The organism is uncultured Treponema sp., assembly GCF_945873775.1.
Taxonomy (GTDB): domain Bacteria; phylum Spirochaetota; class Spirochaetia; order Treponematales; family Treponemataceae; genus Treponema_D.
Genome location: NZ_CAMCEC010000002.1, coordinates 148,142 through 165,568 on the forward strand (window position 1 = coordinate 148,142; position 17,427 = coordinate 165,568).

A 17,427-nucleotide genomic window follows, 5' to 3' on the forward strand; every position below is an offset into this window, starting at 1 on the left:
TGGAATAATTTTCAATTGCGGATTTGGCGCGCAGACTTTTTGCGAATTAACTTTCCGTAAATTTAAACAATTTTCTTTTTTCTTCTCCGGCCAAATTTGAATATGTGCATCGGTTTTTAAAATCCACAAGGACAACCTGACTTTCCGCATAGCTCCAAAACTGGCCTTTTTTTGCCCTGCTGAAATTGAACGACCTAATTTTTTTTACAAGTTCAAACGAAACGTCCTGCATTACAAACACGCGCAAAACAACAGAACGCCTGTTTCTTGAAAAACCATCCGCGCCAGAAAGAGTTATTTCAGGCAATCTTTGAAGTTCGGACAAAACAAAATTTTCATCATTGCAAAAGGAAACCAAGCACGCTTCTTTTTGCTCAAAGCCGTCATCATTTTTAGAAAACGTTCCTGCAATGTCGTATTCTTCGCCAAGATAAAAAGAATCAATTTTGTAAGTTTGCGAAAGTGAAGAAATCAAAAGCTCTTTGTAATTCTGAAAATTCATTTTACGCTGGCTGCAATTCTGAATCCAAAAAAGTTGTAGGCTTCATTCGGGTCATAAGAATAACGGTCTCCTGCAGAAACAAAAAGCGTGTATTCATTCCAGCTTCCGCCGCGCATAACACGTTCAGCGCCATATTTTGGACCTGAATATCTTTTGGATAAATCACCGGCTTCATAAGGAGCTTCCCAGTCCCAGCAGAATTCGATTACGTTTCCGCTCATGTCAAAAATTCCGGCTCCGTTTGGATTTCCGCTGGAAGGACTTGGAGGCGCGCTTGTGGAAAATGGAGTTCCGGCTGTTCCAACTCGTTTTGTTCCATTTGAATTTTCAAAATACCAGGCAACTTCTTCAACTGGAACTGAAGAATCATCTTTTCCATTTGAATCAATCTGACCGCTAGCCAAAGCTCCAGACTGAAGTCCACCCGGAGTTTTTCTTGCCGCATATTCCCATTCAGTTTCTGTCGGAAGCCTGTAGCCATTATTTTTCCAGTTGCATTCCGCCAAGTCGCATGAAGCTGTGTCCGTGGCGTCTTTTAAAATCTGTCCGTTATAAAAATAGCAGGGAACTTTTCCGTCCATTTCACTGAACGCATTGCACCAGACAACGGCATCGTACCAGTTTATATTTGTAACTGGTTCATAGCAATTCATTTGTGTTGGAGCTTTTCCTCTTGAGCCAGAAGAACCTTCCTGTCCCGGATTCGCAAAAACGTATCCATTTTCTTCCGCCCACAAACGGACTTTATACCAAAGATTGTAAGTTGTTTCGTAACGGTTAAGCTTGAACGGAAAAACTCTTCTTTTTGCAGTTACTGACTGGGAATTTTCTCCAATCACATATTCAGTTTTTTTTCTTGAAGAGCCGAATTCAACAAAATCAATATCATTAAAAAAATCATCGGAAGATTCCTGCGCAAAAATCTGTGCCGCCGCAAAAAAAATCAATGCAAAAATTTTTGTAAATTTCATTTTCTTTTCTCCGCTATTTTTTCCTGCTTTTTTATGTAGCGTCTTTGCTTTCGTTCCGCGCGCCGAGCTTTAAATGAAACTCTTTTTCTTGCTTCAACAGACGGAGTAATCCGGCGTTTCATAAACATAAAATATCCAAACACAGAAGTAAAAACGCAAAGCCCCGCAATCGCAACTGCTCCAACCCATTTTGAATTTGCCCAAGGAAGCGGAACATTTATTCCAAAATAGCTTGTTACCAAAGTAGGAAGCATAAGCACAAGATTCCATGCTGTCATTGTTTTCATAACGATATTCAAGTTGTTGGACAAAACAGAAGCAAAGGCATCGTTCATTCCTGCCATAATATTCGTGTAAGTTCCAGCCATGTCCAAAGCCTGCTTGTTATCAATTTCAACGTCGTCAATCCAGTCCTGATCTTCTTCGTCCAGCTTGATAATTTTTGTCTTGCGGAGTTTTTCCAAAAGCATCTGGTTGCTTTTTAAAGATGTTGTGAAAAACACGAGCGATTTTTGAATGTTCAAAAGCTGAATCAATTCATGGTTCTGAACAGAGCGGAGCATTTCGTTTTGAATTGTTGTGGCGCGTCGGTTAAGTTCCTTCAAGTAGCGCAAAAATGTAAGGTCAGCGCGGGACATAAACCGAATTGTAAAAGCTGGAAAATCGTTAAGCGAAAGTTCTTTGATTCTGTTTGCGGCAAAATCCTTTAAAACCTCGCAGTCAGTCCAGCAGATTGTTATAAAAAATTTATCGAATGTAATAATTCCCAACGGAGCCGTAAAATAACTTACATCGTCCCCCGGAGAAAAAACAGGAAGCTTTATAATTGTAAAAGTATATCCAGTATCGTCATTCCGCTCAATTCGGGAAAGTTCGTCCGGGTCAAGAATATCAAGCATATTTTCAGAGTCGATTCCGTAAGTTTCTTCAAGCTCGCGGATGTCGTCTCTTGTAACAGATCTTGCGTCAACCCAAGTGTTCATTTCCGGGACAAGCTCTTCTTTTTCCTTGCTTACAAGTTTTCCGTTTTCCTGCTGCCAATATGTAATCATAGCAAATCCCCGCTAAAAGGCAGCTTCCAAAATTCTATGCAAGCAAAACTGAAACTGCCGTAATTTTTTCTAATCCACGTTGATAACAACTGCCGCTATCCATAACCGACTCTATTTTAGTTTGAAGGCAAATTTTTTACAATCTTTATGATGTAAAGCTCAACGTATCTTTTTAAAGCCGGATGATTTTTTATTTTCATCATGCTCGGAGTGTCCACCAAAGATTCTGCAAGCCGCTGGATTCGTTCCGCATTGAAAGTGTCTGCCTTTAAAGTGCGCAGAACTTTTCTAAAATAATCGCGGATTAATGAATTTACATCTTCGCCAAGATTTTCGTAATTCTGCTTTCCAATTCTGTCGTTCCATTCGTGCATATAGCCTTTTAGCTCGCGGTCCAAAGTGCTGCTTTCTGGAACAAATTCCTTTTCAATTTCAACGGCAAGTTTTCTTAATTCCCTGCGCCTTGTGTTTTTTGGATCTATGCTGTCATCTTCATCGCGGCGTTTCAGAATTTCGCTTTCTTTTTCTTTAAGTTCATTTTGGATTTTTAAAGCTGCGGAAGCGTCTTTTCTTGTTTTTGGCTTAGGCTTTTTAAACAAAAGCTTCATTATAAATGAAACAATCGGCATTGCGTACCAGAAAGGCAGTTTCAGCTTTGCGTCCGCAAGAAGTTCCTGCCTGCTAAGCATAAGAAGCTCGCTGTAAGAAATAAGGGAATCGTTTCTGAACAAAGTTATATGCCCCGGAGTCTGGTCTTCAAAAGCGACAACCGGCAAAAACGAAGCGTTCAAAAGAGCCGAAAGCACAGGTTCAATAGAAGAAACTTCGCGTTCAAGACATCTTTCAAAGGCCGCGTTTTCTTTCATTTCCGGCAAAAGCTCATATTCCCTAAGATTATTGTACCAGCTTTTTATAAGAGCTTCTCGCACCAAAATGCGCACATCGTTTGCAAGCCTGATTATAAGCGGAATGACGCGCTCCTTGAAAATATAATATCCGTTTCCGTCATTCACTTTAAAAATCAAAAGCTCCGGCATCTGATTTCCAATTGATTCCTGAGTTTTCGCCTTTAAATGGTTCATCAACTGCTCTTCTTTGTACTGGCCCAAAAGCGGAATTCCAGTTTTATCCTTCATTTTTCTGATGTCATTCAGATTGTAATAATATGGAGGATTTTTCATAAGAATATCCAGCTGTTCAAACGCCGCCTGTGCCTGCAATTTTTCCGCAGCCTTAGATTTGTAATAAGAAGTCGCAATTTCAATTATAGCAACTGACTGCAAAATCGTAATGTCTTCCGGCGCAAAATCCTTGAGTTTGGTATAATCCTGCTTTATAAAATAACAGAGCTGGCTCCAGTAATAAAAGTTGTCGCCTGTGTTCTTTAAAATATCAAGAACAGTTGACGGATTCGCGCAGAACTGATTGAAAAATGTTTTTATAGAAAGTTCTTTTCCAGGATTTGAAATTGAAAGCTTTTTCAAAAAATAATCATGCGACTCTTCCTTGTGCATGAGCTCCTGAATCTTTTTCAGCGCAAGGTTTATAAGATTTGCAATCGGGAAAGAAGACGGAAAAATCAGCGAAGGAACTGTCTTTGAAAAAACAATGCAGTAAAGGGTTCTGTCGTTAAGCTCTTCCTTGTCCAAGCGTCCGTAAATAATTTCATCAGCCTGCTTTTTTGTAACAACATCAATCGGAACAATTTTCGGCATATCATTTATGCTTGGAAATGGAATCGAAATATTCGCATCAATCTGATTAAATAAATCGTTGTATTTTTCAATAAAATACGGAACAACAAAAATGTAGTCTTTATTTCTTATAGAACTGATTACAACCTGACGGTCAGCCACAAGACTATTTATTTCAGCCTCAAGCGCAACTTTATAATCGCTGGTGCAGTAGCTTTCAAGCGCTGAATTTTCTTCAATATGATGCTGGGCATATCTGTGAACATAGTCTGCGAACTGTCCGTATTCAAGCATATCTGTTTTCTGCTTGGAACAATTGAATTTTAAAAGTGTCAAAATATTCGAGGTCGTAGCCATGCCGCATATTATATAAAGAAAAACAACAATAGTAAACAAATAACGCAAATGTAGCAGGTGTTTTTATTTAAAGGAAATTTCTGAAATTTTGAATTTTATTTTTAAAGACAAGGCATTTTTTGTAAAAAATCGGAAATAAATTTAACTGAAATCACGAAAGCAAAAAGCTTCGGAAAAATTATTTTATTTTATGGAGGATTTTATGAACGCCTTGAATCAAATTATTCTGGAAGGAAATGTCGTCCGTCAGCCAGAAAGAAAAAACTGCAAAAACGGAGCCTCATTCTGTCGGATTCCAATCGCTGTAAACAGAAAGTACAAAGCCAGCGACGGAAACTACGTTGATGAAGTTTCGTACTTTGACGTTGCAACTTTCGGGCAGACTGCTGAACTTTGCGAAAAATGGTGTCCAAAAGGAAGAGGAATCCGCGTAGTTGGAAGGCTCAAGCAGACAACAATGCAAACTGAAGACGGCAAAAAACGCAGCATAATAGAAATAATCGCTGAGCACGTTGACTTTAAGCCGATTCCCAAAAAAACTGAAGAAGGAAAAGCTCTTCCCGCTCCTAAAAAATCATCTGGTAAAAAAACAAAAGAAGAATCTCTTGAAGCCGCGCCTGATGAATTTTGCGAGCCTCCAGAAGAAGATTTGGAATTTTAATGTCATTATCGGGCTTGACCCGATAATCCATGTACAAATCGCAGATTCCCCGATCAAGTCGGGGAATGACAAAGTACTGTGAAACGGGAATGGCATTTTTTTCAAAAACTATTTTCGCTTTTTATTGTCTTTTGCAGCTTGGGCATTTCTAGCTTGAGCTGCCTGATAAGCTTCCATTTTTTCAGGATTATAAAATCCATTTTTCCAGTTAAAGCGGGAAGCTCCTTCTATAAATTCATGCTTCTGGATAATAGAAACGAGATTTCTTATGTCGCTCTTTAAAATCTTTGTCTTTGAAAAATCTATAAGCTGATGTGTCCAGCCTTTGCTTTTCAAAGTTTCCATTTTATCCAAAAGACTGAACGGATATTCCGGCATTACAAACGAACCGTCCGGCGTCGAATTCACTTTAAATCCCATGCCTTCTTTGTCGCTGAAATAAGTAAAGTCATAATCGCCCGGAAGCTTGAATCTCATTCGGAACAAAACCGGATAAGAGAAAACGCTAAGAAGAACACGGGAACGTTCCGCAGAATTTTCAAAAATGGCTTCAATATTTTTTTCCGAATTTTCCGCAGGAGACTGCAACGCCATAATATTGCTGTTTTCAAGGAAACTTACAGCCCAGCGGTTAAATGTGTAAAGGTAAGGTCCGGCAATCAAATTCACTTTGTATTTTTTCAGGATATTTATGTACGCAATGTTGTTTACAATAAAAGTTGAATATCCTTTTTCCACAAGCACGGAAATAACATTTTCAAATTCCTCGGATTTTCCTTCAGCAAAGAACGGATCAAGCGAAATCACAAGCATTTTTTTGCTGTACGGAAGCAATGGTTTTGCAGGCGAATCTTTGTTCAAAATGTCATAAGCTGTTTCAGAATTAAGTTCAAGTATAAGCCGCACCGGATGAAGCGAAGAAACAATATGCGCGTCCGCCACAGTCGAAACCTGAATGTAAAGTCCTTCCGGAAACCAGCTAAGCTCATTTTTTGCAAGCGGTGTAAGATCCAAAATCGGCAAACGTTCCGGGCCAGGCTGTTTTCTAAACTTTGAAAGGTCAGACGGAAGAACTCTTTTGTAACGCTTAGACATAGATTTTGTCTGCAAAAGGTAAACGCTGTCTCCATTGGAAAATCCAGAAGGAATATCAATCCACCTTGAGCCTTTTGCGTCCTCGGAAAGAACACGGATTTTGTGGCTTTCCCGGCCAGTGTCATCTTTTTTATGAAGCCGGATGCTGTCTCCAGGATCAGGACTGTAGTCGCCGCCAGAAATTGTCGCCATTTGAATAGAAAATTCTTGCTTTTTTTCCAAAGAAGATGCATATTGTTCTTTTTCAGAAGCAGAAGCCGGTCTTGTCTGGTTTATTTTTCCAAGGTAAATTCCTGTTCCGCCCGCCTGTTTTGGATTCAAAATTTTTGAGCCAGCAGAATCAACGCCTTCTTCCACGGATTTAAAACCGTACCAATAATCAGTTTTTGAACGCGCAAAATCTGTGCTTAAAATTCGCTTTCCTTCCGCAATAGAGCCTTTTTTATCTTCTCGCCAATGATCCATTACATAGCGGTAGGCGGCAGTAACAGCTCCAACATATTCTGCGCTTTTCATTCTGCCTTCAATTTTAAAGCTGTCAACTCCGGCTTCCATCAATTCTGGAACATGGGAAATAAGCTCCAAGTCGCAAGGTGAAAAATAATAACCGTTCGCAACAGTTCCGGGAATTTCAGCTGAATAAATTCTGCGGCAAGCTTGAGTGCAAACTCCGCGGTTAGCTGATTTTCCGCCAAGATAGCTTGAAAAAAGGCAAAGCCCTGACTCACTTACACAAAGCGCGCCGTGAACAAACATTTCAATTTCGGCATTTGTCTTTGATTTTATCGCTCGGATTTCCTCAAGACCAAGCTCACGGGCAACAACAACACGCTTTACCCCCTGCTTGCACAAAAGATTTGCAGCCGCCGCGCTTTCCACATTCATCTGGGTTGATGCATGAAGCTCCAAGTCCGGAAAAAATTCCTGGCACATTCTTATTACACCAAAATCCTGAACAATTATTCCATCCGGCCCAACTTTATTTAAATATGAAAGAAATCTATAAAGACGTTCTGTTTCATTTTCTTCACAAACAGTATTTACAGTCACATAAATTTTTTTGCCAAGCCGATGCACGCTTTGAACAGCAGCTTCAAACTGATTCCAGGCAAAATTTGAAGATCTAAGCCTTGCATTAAAACTCTTCAAACCCATGTAAACTGCATCCGCGCCTTCGCCTATAGCAGCATCAAGCGCTTCAATATTTCCCGCAGGAGCTAATAATTCTGTCATTTTTTCAGTATACAAGTTTTTTTTAAGTTTGTCATTGCAAGTCAACAGCCTTGAATAAGCTCGTTTATTTAGGTATATTTTCCGCATGGGGAATCGAAACTTTTTTAAGGACTTGCTCAATTCATTCTTTGGAGGAAACAGTCCAGAGGCCGCAAAAAAACGCGCCTTAAAAAACATTGCAAAAAATCTTTCTAAAACTAAATATCATTTTTACAAGACTTCTTCTAATGAAATAGATCCAAGTTTTGCAAAATTCTTCTATGAAATATATAAAGCAATTTCGCCGGCACAGGCAATGATTCAATCTATAAATCCGAAAGCATTTAAGCGGATTGTAATCGACAATTCCCTTTCGGATAAACAACTGGAATCACTGGGAAACATCTCGGAGCTTGCAATTATAGACGCTGCAAAGAAAAAGCCGCTAAAAGAAGTTTTCGAGCAGACAAAACTTTATATGGACGCCTTTTCCTCAGAATTCGACAGCAACAAAATTTCTGCCATTGACGGCGTTTACACAAAACTCATGAGCTTTGTAAATTTTGTGCAGTTCGATTATTTCTTTATGCTCAAAAAATTTGACAGTTCGCTTAAAGAACACAACTTTTCTAATCCACCGAGATTCATACCAATAAGCGGAACTTATGTTCTTGAAGACTTGAAAAATTTCATGGATGTCGCCTGGTCGCTTCCGTTTGATTCTTCTTGGGATGAAGTTTTTAAGCTGATAAAGAAAGTAAAAGGCGTGGATCCGGTATCGCCGGGCGTTTGGAAAAAAATCCTTGCAAGAATCCGCTATTTAAAAGAAAACAAAATTGTGGAAATGCTCATTCAGCTTATTTCCGAAGATCCGTCTTACAACGAAGTTTATGCGGCAAAAGATTTGTACATCGTTGACGATTTTATCACGGAAGTAAAAAAGCAGGCGGAAAACACTTTGACTGCTCTAAAAGAAAAGCAGACAGAAGGAAAAATAGAGGTTCTGCTGAACCAAATTTTTGGAACAACTCAGATAGAAAAACTAAAATTTTACACAGAAGCAGGAAGCGCTCCTTTTGAACGCAAGGAAATCGGAAAGTTTGAATATTGCGAACCGCTTTCGTATTTAAAGAAATTTATTCTTGACTACGTAAAAAAAGACGTAAAAGAACTTTCTGACATTCTTCTTGTCCGCGGTGAATGGGCGAGCCAGCAGCTGGCAACTCCAATGAGCGAAGCTTTCCATCAGCTTGTTGAAAACGCAGACAAAATCATAGCTTTGGACAACAGCCTTGACGACAGCGTTGATCTTGGCTTAAAAATGAAAACTCATCTTCCGCGTACAGAACGCGACAAGGAATCAAGAAACATCATTCATTCAACACTGAATTTTGTAAACACATCCGCCGCAAGAATCATTCTTGGCTCTGTAAATCTTTTCATCACTTATGGAAGAAACCTTAAAATGGTTCTCGAAGACTGCATAAAACCGCATCCAACTTTAATAAGAAACTGGAAAGACATAGATCATTTTGCAGAAGGAAAACTCAAGCAGATGTGCATCGGTGTATACAAAGAAATTTTTTCTTTCGTTTCCCTTATGCAGAATTTCCATATTGAAGTAAACGAAGACGCTTAAAAAGCACGGAGCATCTATGACTTACACAACAAATCTTACAGTCCGTTCTTACGAATGCGACAGCTACAGCCACGTAAACAATGCGGTTTACCTGAACTATCTTGAAACGGCGCGCATGGATTATCTGCACCAGATTGGATTCAACTACAAAGGAATTGTTGAAGCCGGCTATTATCTTTACGTAACGCACATTGATATTTTTTACAAGAATTCAGCATTTCTTGATGACAAGCTGATAATCGAAACAACTCCTGTAAAACTTGGAGCTGTAAGCGGAACTTTTCATCAGACTATAAAAAAAGAAGACGGACACATTTGCGCGGAAGCTGATGTAACTTGGGCTTCTGTAAAAAACAATGCGCCTGCCCGCCTGCCAAAAGAATTTATCGTGGACGGACTTCGCCCGTAAAATTTATTTTAACACAGAGTCAACTAAAGCCTTTAAGCCCGGATCTTGCTTTACCGATGAAGTTTCAAGATTTTCTTTTATTGTAAAGATTCCGTTCTGCTCAACAATCGCCTTAGTCATATTTTTTGTCCTTAATGATGATTTTGTAATTTTTGAAAGAAGTCCCGAACTGCAAGCATTGTTTTGCTTTGTCATTTCAAGAGCTTTTTTCATAAGTCCATGCTCCAAGGAAGAAGAGGAAGATTTACAGATTTTTTGTTCTTTTTCAAATTCCGGCATTTTCTTTTAGAGTCCTGAACTTATAAATTTTCGACATAAGGATAAAAAAGTTTAGCACATTTATTTTCTGAAAATTCCAAAGAAAAATCAAGCGTAAAGTTAGCATAATGCAAAAATTAAGCCGCACTTTCATTTGTTTATTTTAAAATGTATAATAAATTTCATGATTGAAATACAGCAAGAGCAAGAACGCAAAGTAAAATGCCTTTTAGTCGGCGCGCCAGATAAAAAAAATGGAAATCCAGAGCCAAAGGAACTGCAAAATTTAGTGCAGACGCTGGACATGGAAACTGCCGGAACAATCGTACTTACGCGCATAGAGCCGACTCCCGCTTACGGAATGGGAACTGGAAAAGCGCAGGAAATTGTGGACAAGGCAAAGGAAGTTTTTGCGGACTGCATAATTTTTGACTGGGAAATAGATCCGTCCAAGCAGCGCAACTGGGAAAAACTTGCCAATATGCCGGTCTTTGACAGAAACGAAGTAATAATAAGAATTTTTGATTCACGCGCACAGACAAAAGAAGCAAGCCTTCAAGTTGAACTTGCTAAGCTTCAGTATTCGCTTCCAAGGCTAAGCCACACTTACGGAGACATGGCGCGTCAAAGAGGCGGCTCATTCGGAAACAAAGGCAGCGGCGAAACTCAGCTTGAACTTGACCGCCGTCAAATCGAAGACAAAATTGTCCAGATAAAAAAAGAACTTGCGCAAGTAGCAATAAACAGAAACATTCAGCGCAAGCAAAGGGAACGAACAGCAACCGCAACTTGCTCTTTGGTCGGCTACACAAACGCCGGAAAATCGAGCCTGCTAAATGCGCTAACAGGGGCGGACGTTCTTGTAGAAAACAAACTTTTTGCAACGCTAGATCCAACCACAAGAAAATTCGCGCTTTCAGAGGCATCATCTGTTTTAATGACGGACACAGTCGGATTTATTTCAAATCTTCCGCATACTTTAATCGACGCATTCAAATCTACGCTGGAAGAAACTTCGCTTTCCGATTTTCTTTTGATTGTAGTTGACGCTTCTGATCCTGACTGCGAAAAACAATATCAGCAAGTGCAGAAAGTTTTAAAGGAAATCCACGCTGAAAAAATTCCGCAAGCAATCATTCTGAACAAATTCGATCTTGTAAAAGAAAATTTCATCACTGTTTCCCAGCTAAACAAATCATTTCCAGACGCAATCCATGCAAGCGCAAAAACAGAACTCGGCTTTGAAGAAATAATTTCGGTGCTTACAGAAAATCTTCTTGGCAAGGAGCGGAAATTCAAAATCCCAATGGAAAGAGCAGACTTGGTTGAGCTTGCAAGAAAAAACGGAACAATCGAAAAAGAAGAATGGCTTGAAAACTTCATCGAGCTGACTGCAAGAATTCCTGGAACACTCGATGAAAACGGAAGCGCAACAACCAGAACACTTTCTTTGCTAAAGGAATTTATTGTATGAATCTGAATAAACTAAACAAAATTCTTCTTGCACTGGCAGCCGCAATTGTTCTTACAATAATAATTGTTACAATCGCCTTTTATATATTCACAAAAGAAAATCCTGCAAGCGCATACAGAAAATCAGATCCAAGCCCAAAGAAAATCACAAACATGAATGCAGGAAAAGAAAAAAGCATGGACGCATTCACGGACATCGGGCAGCTGCGCATTTTCACAAAACAAAACTCAGAAAAAGACGAGCAAGCTGTAATCGTAGTCTCCCCGTGGTTTGCGTATCCTGCGGAAGACAAGGCTTTATTTGAAGAACTTTCGCTAAAGGAACGGCAGATAAAATCGATTTTCACAAATTATTTTTCAGCTCTCACATTCAGCCAAATCCGGGCAAAAGGAGAAAATTTAATAAAAGAGGAATTGCTTCAAAAAATAAACGAAAATCTTGTAATGGGGCAAATCCGCGCAGTTTATTTCAACGATTACATCTTTATAGAGTAAAAAATATTCTCTTTACAGAAAATTTGCGGACAAATTTTATCCTTGCTTGTCCATTTCCATGTTGCAAAGCTCATCGCAAATTTCGTTGTACTTTACGCCCGCATGGCCCTTGACCCATTTCCATTCGATGTCAAGGAGATTGTAAACTGAATCAAGCTGAATCCACAAATCTTTGTTAAGAACAGGTTTCTTTGCGGAAGTTTTCCAGCCGTTTTTTTTCCAATTTTGAATCCAAGAAGTTATTCCATTTTTTACATACTGGCTGTCTGAATAAACTGCAATATGCTGATTTTTCCAAAGCTCATTTTTAGCAATTGAATTCAGCGCGCTTATTGCCGCCATCAGCTCCATGCGGTTGTTAGTAGTCAATTTTTCTCCGCCGGAAAATTTATATTCTTTTTCGCCGTCAATGATAACGCAGCCCCAGCCGCCACAGCCAGGATTTCCGCGGCAACCGCCATCAGTATAAACAATAATGCCCGAATTATTTTCCATTAAGATTTCCTTTCATTTTGTTATTCCGCAAGAATCCACTTTAAATTTCCTGCAGCTGATTTTATTCCGTTGACCAGCCCGATAAAAATAAAACGCCGAGCAAAAAGCTCCACCTGCCAACTGTTGTAAATCCCAAGAAGCAGAACAAAATTTGAATTACGCTTAGAAAAAATCCTATTACAGAAAAGCCTTTTTTGTTCTCTGAATTTTTTGAAGAATAAGTGTAAGTGTACTGATAATTTCTGTTGTTGAAAAAATCCGCAAAAGGGTCGCCTTGATAAAATCCGCCGTTCTGCTGAAAATTTTCAGAAAAGCCGTTCATGTTGTACTGGTCATACTGGCGGCGTTTTATTTCATCTCCTAAAACAGAATAAGCTTCGTTTATCTTTTTAAAATTTTCTTCCGCGGATTTATCGCCCGGATTTCTGTCTGGATGAAATTTAAATGCTAAATTTCTATAGGATTTTTTGATTTCTTCCGCAGAGGCATTTTTTTCAACATTCAAAACTTTATACAAATCTTCCATATCAGCAAACAACTCTTAAAATTAAACTTACTAAAATCCAATAAATAAATCAATTGAAAAAAAACTAATTTTTTATTATTACCCAAGTCGCTCCAGAACCGCCGTGATTTCTGTCTGGATGACCAGAAGCTCCAAGCCGCTTGTCCTGCTCAATAAAAAGTCGCACAACCTGTCCAAGAACTGGATCTGTGCCGTGGCTGTGATTTCCTTTTCCGTGGATGATAAGAATTTTCTTGAGCTTTTTGATGTAGCAACTGTCAACAAAAATTTTAAGTTTGTCCCAGGCTTCTTCTCTTGTAAGCTGATGCAAATCTATTGTAGCTTCTGGAGCAAGCGTCTTTAGATAATTTATATCATTCAGTTTTTCCTGACGCGCATTTTCTTCAAACGCCTTGTCTTTGTCTACCGTGCCATATCGTCTAAGCCAAAGCTCCATAGGATTTATGCGCTTCTTGCTATCCTGCTCCATAATCTGCTCATAAGAATAACCTTGGCGTGCAGCTTCTTTTTCTTCTTTTGTAGGCGCATTTGCTTTTTTGCGGCAGACTTGCGGTCCTTTATTTTTTTGAACAGGCTTCTTCTGAATAGAATCCCACTGCGACAAAATATCACCAAAATCCATTTTTAAATTCCTTGCTATTTTATTAGATAAACATTTTCCGCAGAAACCCAGCCGTAAGTATCATTGTGCCTTATGTACATCCAGCCGCCCGCAGTTCTTATTATAGAAACAACACTTCCAGCCTGAATGGTTACACCAGTTGGAGCTGTTTTTTCTGGAATTGGACTCATTGTTCCGCCTGCATAAATTCCGCGAGAACTGAACAAATGGTATCCGTAAATCGACAAGAAAACCGCAAATGTTACAAATATAGAAACAAAAATTGCGCACGTTTTTTTCCGCTTGAAAATAAAAAGCACAACTGAAACAGCCTGCAAAATAAAAACAGCAAAAAACATTATGGCAAAGAAAACAACGCTCGGTTCAACTCCAGACGGAGAAAGTCCAACAGAAAGCTCAATTTGCCTTCGTTCTTTAAATGCTGAATTAAAAAATGGAATTGAATGCCGTTCTTTTTTATGAAGTTCAATCAAATTTAAAATGTCGTAATTTTTGGCTTCCGGTTTGGAAACATTTTTATCATAATTTGAAGGTTCTATAAAAGCATAGGCAAAAGGACTTTCCTGCTTTTGCTCGCTGACTGCTGATTTTTTTTCATGAACTTTAAAAGCAATGGGCGGACATTTTACATCGCTGATTGTTCCATTATACGAAACTGCCGTAACAAAAATTTCAGGAAGAGTCCAGTTTCCAGATTTTAAAGGCTGCCAGTCAAACACAGCAACAGGCTTGAATTCCGTAGAAAATGAATCTTCATTAGAAAAATTGAATTCCCGAAGTTTTTTAAATACAGAATCTTCCGGAATATTCCAGGAAATATTTTTTACAGAATTCGCATATTTCACATTCACGGTAAAAATAATGTGCTGGCCTTCATAAGCTTCAGTAGTTTTTCCTCTTGAAGAAACATTCAGATTATTGAAAGAAACTGAAACCTGCGGATTTATAAATTTTGGATTTTCAAAAACTTCAACAGGGTTAAACGGAATTTGATAAAAGCTTCCGTTTATAACAAGATCGATTGGACTGATTTTATAAAATCCGGTTTTTAAAAATTTCATCCAGATTGTAATTCTTGTTCCTGCCGAATATTTTTCGTTCTGTCCGTTTCCGCTTTTAATCATAACAGTTTCTTTTTTTGACGAAACAAAACTTACATTATGCGGAAGAGAATTCACTGCAAGCTGAATGCTGTCTGGAGTAACGCCTTCTATTTCAACATAAAATGAGTTGTCAGTTTCTGTAAATAAAGTTTCCTGATTTTGCCTGAACCGCAAGCTCCATAAATAGTTCCATGAAACTGGCTTTGCAAAAACAAAAAATGTCTGCGCAAAAAACAAAACAAAAATTAATAATCGCGGGAAGTCCGTTCTGAATCTTTTTGCATATTTTTCCATTGCTGTCTTTCATCCTCCCGAATTATAGAATAAAGCGCATTTTGAATATTCTGCTCTTCTTTATTTTCCGACAAAGGCACAAGTTCCTGCGCTGCGTCTCTTGAATGCTCTGAATTTTCCCTTAGAGAAAGCTCAAGATTAATTTTTGCATTTATGCTTGTGCTGTCTATTAAAATAGCTTTTTTGAAAAAATCAGTTGCGGCTTTATAATCTCCGTTGCGATGCGCAATTATTCCAGAGTTATAAAGAATTGCAAATTTTATTTTATCTGGAGAATTTTCATACACTTGCGAAAATCTTTTTAATGCGGCGTCAGTTTCACCTTGCATAAGGTAAGTTGAGCCAAGTCCAAAAACCGCATATTGCTCAACAAGGGAATCTCCGCGGGCTTCTGCATTTGAAGCTGTTTCCAAAAAATCTCCGACTGCATTTTGGTAGTCTTGCTTAGACCAATCAAGTTTTCCTTCAAAAATTCTCATGCCATCATAAAAGCGCGGTGAACATCCTGTAAACAAAAAAACAAGAGAAGCTGCGGAAACTGATGAAATTAATTTTTTCTTTCCGCCTGCAATATCAAGCTCGCCAAAAATAATCGAAGCAAGGAAAAATAAAATTGCAAGCGAAATAAAAAGTCCGTAACGCTGAGTATTCTGAACTTCATAAGAAACCGACGGCAATGAACCGTTAAGGTCAAGCATTTTTAAAATGGCGGCGGCAGATCCCATTTCCGAAGCATCAATGTAAACAACAGAAGGCGCAGATCTATTTCTTTTGGATGAAACAAATTTTTCTTTTAAAGACAAAATCATTTTTTCAATACTGCCAGACCTTAAAGCCGTTTTTACTTTTGTAATTCCATCGCCTGCAAAAATTTCGCTTTCGCGCTCAGAACCAAATCCAATAATCACAACTGGAATTCCAGCTTTTAAACATTCAGAAAGAGAAGACTGAAGGCTGCTGTCAGTTTCCTCGCAGTCGGTAAAAAGCCAAATAAACGAAGCTACGGAAGATTGTTCTGGAAACGAAGAAAGCGCGGATTTTATTCCATTGCCAAGGCTCGTTCCCTCGGAAGTCATAAGCAAAGGCGAAAGATTTTCTATTAAACTTCTTACGCTCTGAAAATCTTCTGTAAGCGGAACTGCAATAATTCCATCTCCCTTTGCAAGAACAGCAGAAACCGCGCATCCGTTCATTCTGTCCAAAAGTTCGCTCGCATAACTTGAAACTGCCTGAAGCCTTGAAATTCCGCCGGGCGCATCTTTTGCTTCCATGCTATAAGAAATGTCAAACACAAGAGACACGGCTTTTCCATTTTTCTGGACAGGCACAGAATCCGTTCCAAACGAAATTCCTGCAAGCGCAAGAACAACACAAATTCCGCTTAAAAATCTAAAAAAAGTTCTGCTCCAAAAGCAAACTGAAATTCTAAAAGAGCCGTTTTTAAATTCAAAAACTTTTCCGCAGATATTTTTTCTTAAGCGAAGATAACGCGCCACAACAAAAACAAGCGCAAGGACAAGAGGAATAAAAAGATAAAACATAAATGGATTTTCAACAGAAAAATTCATAAAGTCTCCTGCAGAAGAAATCTGCGCACAATCCAGGCAAGACAAGCCAAAACAACAGCGGCAATCAAAAATTGTCTGTAATAAAATATATCCTGATTTTTTATGTAATAACTTTGCGCAACATTTTCAGTTTTTGAAATTGAAGAAACAGCCTGCGACAATGCGGAAAGAGATTCAATCTCAAAAAATTTTCCATTTCCCTCTGACGCAATCCGAGCAATTGAAGATGTGTCAAATTTCGATTCAAGATAGCCTGAATAAATTTTATTTGACTTTGGATCTACGTAATCAATTGGAACAACGCCCCTTGTTCCCACGCCAAGAATGTAAAGCGAAATATCTTTGTTCACGGCAAGACGAGCCGCAGTATGAGGATGAACCGCGCCTGAATTGTTTTCTCCGTCAGTGATAAGGACAATACTTTTTTTTGGCGACTTTGATTTTTCAAGATGATAAATTGCGCAGCTAAGACCTGTTCCAATAGCAGTTCCGTCTCCAAGTTCCCCGACACTTACAGTTTTAAGCCGGTTCAAAAAGAATTTTCTGTCCATTGTGGGAGGGACTAAAACAGCGGCATTTTCAGCCATTACAACAAGCCCAAGTTCCGCGCCGCCATTCATTTCCGCCATGGAAACAATGGAATTTTTTGCGGCTTCAAGACGGCTTTGTGAACCAATATCTTTTGCAGCCATTGAAGGACTCACATCCAAAACGAAAACAACTGACGCGCCTTTTGAAGAATAAACTTTTTGCTGAAGATGAAAAACAGGATCCGCATATGCAAAAACAAGACAATTATAAAACAAGACGCAAACCGCTCTTCCAAAAACAGAAAGAAATTTTCTTGCATTTCCTTTCCATTTAAAATTGCTTCCATTCCAATCGCTTAAATTCAAGGGCAAAGAAAGCCGTGAAAAAATTTTTATATAGCGCAAAATATAAAGCACCGGAATCAAAAGCAAAAGAAAAAATGCCGGAGGATTTTCGAATTCAAACACTTT

At 38.8% G+C, this 17,427-nt stretch carries 17 protein-coding genes; 5 read left to right on the forward strand and 12 right to left on the reverse strand.

Going from position 1 to position 17,427, the window contains the following annotated elements; translation table 11 throughout:
* Positions 1-46: 46 nt before the first annotated feature.
* From Q0N70_RS02150 to Q0N70_RS02165, 4 genes are all read right to left on the reverse strand, one after another.
* Positions 47-502 carry a hypothetical protein gene (locus tag Q0N70_RS02150; protein WP_294013161.1) on the reverse strand — a complete coding sequence of 152 codons (456 nt, stop codon included), beginning with the start codon at positions 500-502 and terminating at the stop codon, positions 47-49.
* Entirely contained in the window at positions 499-1,473 is a 975-nt protein-coding gene (locus tag Q0N70_RS02155; protein WP_294013164.1) for a formylglycine-generating enzyme family protein, read from the reverse strand. The genes Q0N70_RS02150 and Q0N70_RS02155 overlap by 4 nt, the downstream gene beginning before the upstream one ends.
* Positions 1,470-2,525, reverse strand: a complete 1,056-nt coding sequence (locus Q0N70_RS02160; RefSeq protein WP_294013167.1) for a magnesium transporter CorA family protein — start codon at positions 2,523-2,525, stop codon at positions 1,470-1,472. The genes Q0N70_RS02155 and Q0N70_RS02160 overlap by 4 nt, the downstream gene beginning before the upstream one ends.
* Before the next feature lie 116 nt (positions 2,526-2,641).
* Positions 2,642-4,576 carry a hypothetical protein gene (locus tag Q0N70_RS02165; protein WP_294013170.1) on the reverse strand — a complete coding sequence of 645 codons (1,935 nt, stop codon included), beginning with the start codon at positions 4,574-4,576 and terminating at the stop codon, positions 2,642-2,644.
* A 202-nt stretch (positions 4,577-4,778) separates the two neighbouring features.
* Here Q0N70_RS02165 and Q0N70_RS02170 point away from each other — a divergent pair, with 202 nt between their 5' ends.
* Positions 4,779-5,237, forward strand: a complete 459-nt coding sequence (locus tag Q0N70_RS02170) for a single-stranded DNA-binding protein (RefSeq protein ID WP_294013173.1) — start codon at positions 4,779-4,781, stop codon at positions 5,235-5,237.
* Positions 5,238-5,345: 108 nt separating this feature from the next.
* On the opposite strand, the gene Q0N70_RS02175 is transcribed toward Q0N70_RS02170, so the two are convergent.
* Complete coding sequence (locus tag Q0N70_RS02175; RefSeq protein WP_294013177.1) at positions 5,346-7,565, reverse strand: peptidase U32 family protein; 2,220 nt, start codon at positions 7,563-7,565, stop codon at positions 5,346-5,348.
* 85 nt (positions 7,566-7,650) lie between these two features.
* On the opposite strand from Q0N70_RS02175, the gene Q0N70_RS02180 reads away from it, so the two are divergent.
* Both Q0N70_RS02180 and Q0N70_RS02185 read left to right on the forward strand, forming a co-directional pair.
* Complete coding sequence (locus Q0N70_RS02180) at positions 7,651-9,183, forward strand: DUF5312 family protein (RefSeq protein ID WP_294013180.1); 1,533 nt, start codon at positions 7,651-7,653, stop codon at positions 9,181-9,183.
* Between the two features lie 16 nt (positions 9,184-9,199).
* Entirely contained in the window at positions 9,200-9,592 is a 393-nt protein-coding gene (locus tag Q0N70_RS02185; protein ID WP_294013183.1) for a thioesterase family protein, read from the forward strand.
* Between the two features lie 3 nt (positions 9,593-9,595).
* Here the strand turns inward: Q0N70_RS02185 and Q0N70_RS02190 are convergent, their stop codons facing one another.
* A complete protein-coding gene (locus tag Q0N70_RS02190; protein WP_294013186.1) occupies positions 9,596-9,805 on the reverse strand; it encodes a hypothetical protein in 210 nt (69 codons plus the stop codon).
* 229 nt (positions 9,806-10,034) lie between these two features.
* Between Q0N70_RS02190 and hflX the strand changes: the two genes are divergently transcribed.
* Both hflX and fliL read left to right on the forward strand, forming a co-directional pair.
* A complete protein-coding gene (gene hflX / locus Q0N70_RS02195; protein ID WP_294013191.1) occupies positions 10,035-11,324 on the forward strand; it encodes a GTPase HflX in 1,290 nt (429 codons plus the stop codon).
* Positions 11,321-11,818, forward strand: coding sequence for a flagellar basal body-associated FliL family protein (gene fliL, locus Q0N70_RS02200; protein WP_294013194.1), 498 nt, complete (start codon positions 11,321-11,323; stop codon positions 11,816-11,818). The genes hflX and fliL overlap by 4 nt, the downstream gene beginning before the upstream one ends.
* 36 nt (positions 11,819-11,854) lie before the next feature.
* On the opposite strand, the gene rnhA is transcribed toward fliL, so the two are convergent.
* The 6 genes from rnhA to Q0N70_RS02230 all read right to left on the reverse strand — a co-directional run bounded on the left by rnhA (position 11,855) and on the right by Q0N70_RS02230 (position 17,424).
* Positions 11,855-12,313, reverse strand: a complete 459-nt coding sequence (gene rnhA, locus Q0N70_RS02205; RefSeq protein WP_294013197.1) for a ribonuclease HI — start codon at positions 12,311-12,313, stop codon at positions 11,855-11,857.
* Between the two features lie 61 nt (positions 12,314-12,374).
* Positions 12,375-12,839 (reverse strand): DnaJ domain-containing protein, encoded by a 465-nt coding sequence (locus tag Q0N70_RS02210; protein ID WP_294013200.1) that lies wholly within the window; start codon positions 12,837-12,839, stop codon positions 12,375-12,377.
* Between the two features lie 64 nt (positions 12,840-12,903).
* Positions 12,904-13,461, reverse strand: a complete 558-nt coding sequence (locus tag Q0N70_RS02215) for a Smr/MutS family protein (RefSeq protein WP_294013203.1) — start codon at positions 13,459-13,461, stop codon at positions 12,904-12,906.
* 14 nt (positions 13,462-13,475) lie between these two features.
* Complete coding sequence (locus Q0N70_RS02220) at positions 13,476-14,858, reverse strand: hypothetical protein (protein WP_294013206.1); 1,383 nt, start codon at positions 14,856-14,858, stop codon at positions 13,476-13,478.
* Positions 14,810-16,426, reverse strand: a complete 1,617-nt coding sequence (locus Q0N70_RS02225) for a VWA domain-containing protein (RefSeq protein WP_294013209.1) — start codon at positions 16,424-16,426, stop codon at positions 14,810-14,812. The genes Q0N70_RS02220 and Q0N70_RS02225 overlap by 49 nt, the downstream gene beginning before the upstream one ends.
* Positions 16,423-17,424 (reverse strand): VWA domain-containing protein, encoded by a 1,002-nt coding sequence (locus tag Q0N70_RS02230; RefSeq protein ID WP_294013212.1) that lies wholly within the window; start codon positions 17,422-17,424, stop codon positions 16,423-16,425. The genes Q0N70_RS02225 and Q0N70_RS02230 overlap by 4 nt, the downstream gene beginning before the upstream one ends.
* Between the last annotated feature and the right edge of the window lie 3 nt (positions 17,425-17,427).